Origin of the sequence: Xanthomonas sp. GPE 39, assembly GCF_000963005.1 — a bacterium.
In the GTDB taxonomy this organism is placed as follows: Bacteria; Pseudomonadota; Gammaproteobacteria; order Xanthomonadales; family Xanthomonadaceae; genus Xanthomonas_A.
In genome coordinates, this window is record NZ_JZHZ01000007.1 from 132,147 (window position 1) to 135,357 (window position 3,211).

2 protein-coding genes and 1 pseudogene are annotated in these 3,211 nt (G+C 58.2%); 1 reads left to right on the forward strand and 2 read right to left on the reverse strand.

Translation table 11 applies throughout. The features are described from left to right. Positions 1 to 241 precede the first annotated feature (241 nt). On the reverse strand, positions 242 to 763 hold the full coding sequence (locus XALGPE39_RS00400) for an RloB domain-containing protein (RefSeq protein WP_161795308.1): 522 nt from the start codon (positions 761 to 763) through the stop codon (positions 242 to 244). Between the two features lie 20 nt (positions 764 to 783). Beyond that, positions 784 to 2,001: an ATP-binding protein gene (locus XALGPE39_RS00405; protein WP_045726524.1), complete on the reverse strand. Its 1,218-nt coding sequence runs from the start codon at positions 1,999 to 2,001 to the stop codon at positions 784 to 786. A gap of 101 nt (positions 2,002 to 2,102) precedes the next feature. Between XALGPE39_RS00405 and XALGPE39_RS00410 the strand changes: the two are divergent. Beyond that, a pseudogene (locus XALGPE39_RS00410) lies at positions 2,103 to 3,211 on the forward strand (CocE/NonD family hydrolase); the annotation flags it as partial.

Below are 3,211 nucleotides of genomic sequence, written 5' to 3' on the forward strand. Positions count from 1 at the left end.
GTTCCCACTGTACGACCGTAACCCGCAGACCTACGTGCCGAACATCTATTTCGCCAAGCCCGGCGATTATCAGAAAGCCACGCAGCGGATCTGGCACACGCCGCAGCAGCCCAGCTTCATCGAGCTGCCGGTGTATTGAGCATGCCGTGAGCGCATCCGTGCCACACTGCGGGACGCCCACCACCGGGCGCCCCGCAGTGTGGCGCATGGTGCCTTGCAAGTGGTGTCGTCAGTGACGCGGTCAACAGTTCCTCGCTATACCCATGTGATTCATCAAGTCGGCCAGTTGCGATACCCGTGTTCTCGCTTCGTCCAATGTCTCGCGGCTGAGGTGCTTATTAATCCAAGCAGGTTCATGGGCCTCAACACCTGTTTTGGCCTTGAATTTTTGCTTCATATGCAGAGTATCGCCTTCGGCTTGGATGTCGAGAATATCTAATAGCCACGCTTCCAGGCAGGGATCTGCTTCAATTACGCTGACCGGGCGTTTGCCGACACGGGCATTTTGTGCTTTGGCACGCAGGGCATCGTTCCAGTCGGTGTCGGTATCCAGCAGCAGAACGAGCTTGTTGTAAGTGCGGTTGTTGTTGTTCGCGATGCTCAAGCCAGTTTCCAGGACATGCTTGCCACCTTTTCCGTGGGCGTTTTTTTCCTGAACGTTACGCCCGAGTGCGTCGGCATACGTGCGCTTCACAAAGCGGACGAATGCCATCTCGGCATCGCCCTCGCAGACGATGAGCAAAGTTTCCTTGACGGTGCGCATCTTGGTGGATGGTGGCCGCGTCATAGTTGCGGTACGGCTCCATAGGCACCGCTCATGTATTTCGCATACAGATTGTCTTGGACGCGCACGCCGTCCATCGTGTCCAGCCGCCAAGCTTCACTTTCGCAGTTCTTCTTCTCGACAAGAAAGACCTGAGATTTGCCAAGTAAGCTCATCACCTCGATCGAATGGCTGGTAAAGATTATTTGGGCATTGTGCGGGTTGGTATGCGGGCTGGCGAAAAGATCGAGCAAGGGTTCGATCATGTGCGGATGCATGTCGTTTTCCAACTCGTCGATCACGGCGATGCCGCCACTGGCCAGCACACCCAACAGGTACCAGAGTTGGGTGAACGCTGTCTGCGTGCCGCTGGATTCCTCTCTCATATGAATCTCGTGCCGCGAACCATCCTTTAAGGTGTGGACGCCGAAAACCTGATATTGCGCGGGTAATTTTGTGCCCTCTGCGAACTGCATTTCCGGTGGCATGGCGATGTCCAGTTTTCGTATCTCCACGCCTGACAGACCGAGATCCAGGTCGTGCAACAGTGTCTCCATATGCGCCTTCAAGGCGGCATTTTCATGGAAGAAAATGGACGCGTTCACGAAACCGAGATTGGAATCGAAGCGGCCAAACTGCGTGATGTTGCTGGCGACGTTGGCGCCGACCAAGCGTTGTGCGACCTCCACGCCATACTGTGCTGCTGTCGAAATCAACGAGGCATTTGGACGAACCTTCTTGGCCTCGTTAGGGTCTAGGCCGAAGCCATCCTGCTTGATGATGTATTCCTTTGAGGCTTCGTCCCAGTTCCGCACGAACACATAGGAGTGCTTCGCCCGCTTTTTGTTCGGGCGCTTGTAAACGGCCTCGTGCAGCACACGTTCCGGTGTCGCCTTGAATTCGTAGCGCCACAGCGTGCCGTCCAGGTCGTCGGCTTCAATCTCGAACTCGATCGGCTCGTGTGGTGCGGAAAAATGCGGCTTGATGGGTATCGGTGCGTTCGGGATGCTTTGCAGAAATGAGTGCTTTATGAACCAGTCCAGAAATGCCACGGGCTTGATGAGCGACGTCTTGCCGGCACCATTGGCACCGATCACGGCCAATGCCGTGGCAAGACGCTGGCCGGTTGGCGATGACGCATCCCAGCCGCGCGAACTCGCCTTCTTGGTCAGGGCAAAAGACACCTCGGTGCGTTCCTTGAACGAAAGGAAGTTCTTGAACGCAAAGGAGTGAAGCATGGCTAGATCCCACGAAACGACCACGATCCGGCCGGGAATCGGATTTTAAGACAAAAAAATGTCTATTTTCAAGTTTCATTGCCGGGGTTGGCGACAGCAAGTTCCTGCGCGCCGGTTCGGTCGGTGCCTATGCCAAGGCCGCTGGCCTGGAGCAACTGCCGTGGTGGCACAAGCTCACCGAGCACCCGGCTTACGATGCGTTCTGGCAACTCCAGGCGCTGGACAAGGTCATGGCGCGCACCCCGTTGAAAGTGCCGACGATGTGGTTGCAGGGCTTGTGGGATCAGGAAGACATGTGGGGTGCGATCCACAGCTACGCGGCGATGGAGCCGCGCGACACCGACAACAACCGCAACTATCTGGTGATGGGGCCGTGGCGGCATAGTCAGGTCAATGGCGGCGGCACCTCGTTGGGTGCGTTGCAGTTCGACGGCGATACCACGCTGCAATTCCGCCGCGACGTGTTGAAGCCGTTCTTCGACCAATACCTGGTGGACGGCGCGCCCAAGGCCGACACGCCGCCGGTGCTGATCTACAACACCGGCGCCAACCACTGGGATCGCCTGCAGCACTGGCCCTTGAGTTGTGCGCAGGGCTGCGCGGCGCAGAGCAAGCCGCTGTACCTGGAAGCTGGCGGCACGGTGTCGTTCGATGCGCCTAAAGCCGGGCAGGGCGAGTACACCGAATATGTGTCCGACCCCGCCAAGCCGGTGCCGTTCGTGCCGCGCCCGGTTGTGTTCAGTGACCGCGGCATGTGGACCACCTGGCTGGTCCACGATCAACGTTTCGTCGATGGCCGCCCGGATGTGTTGACCTTCGTCAGCGAGCCGTTGCAAGCGCCGTTGCGCATCGCTGGTGCGCCGCAGGTGCACCTGCAGGCCTCCACCAGCGGCCGTGATAGCGACTGGGTGGTCAAGTTGATCGATGTGTACCCGGATCAGGTGGCCTCCGATCCGCAAATGGGCGGCTACGAATTGCCGATATCGCTGGCGATCTTCCGTGGCCGCTACCACGAGAGTTTCGAGCATCCCGCACCGCTAGCGCCGAACCAGCCGCTGGCTTACACGTTCGGGTTACCTACCGCCAACCACATCTTCCAGCGTGGTCACCGGGTGATGGTACAGGTGCAATCCAGCCTGTTCCCACTGTACGACCGTAACCCGCAGACCTACGTGCCGAACATCTATTTCGCCAAGCCCGGCGATTATCA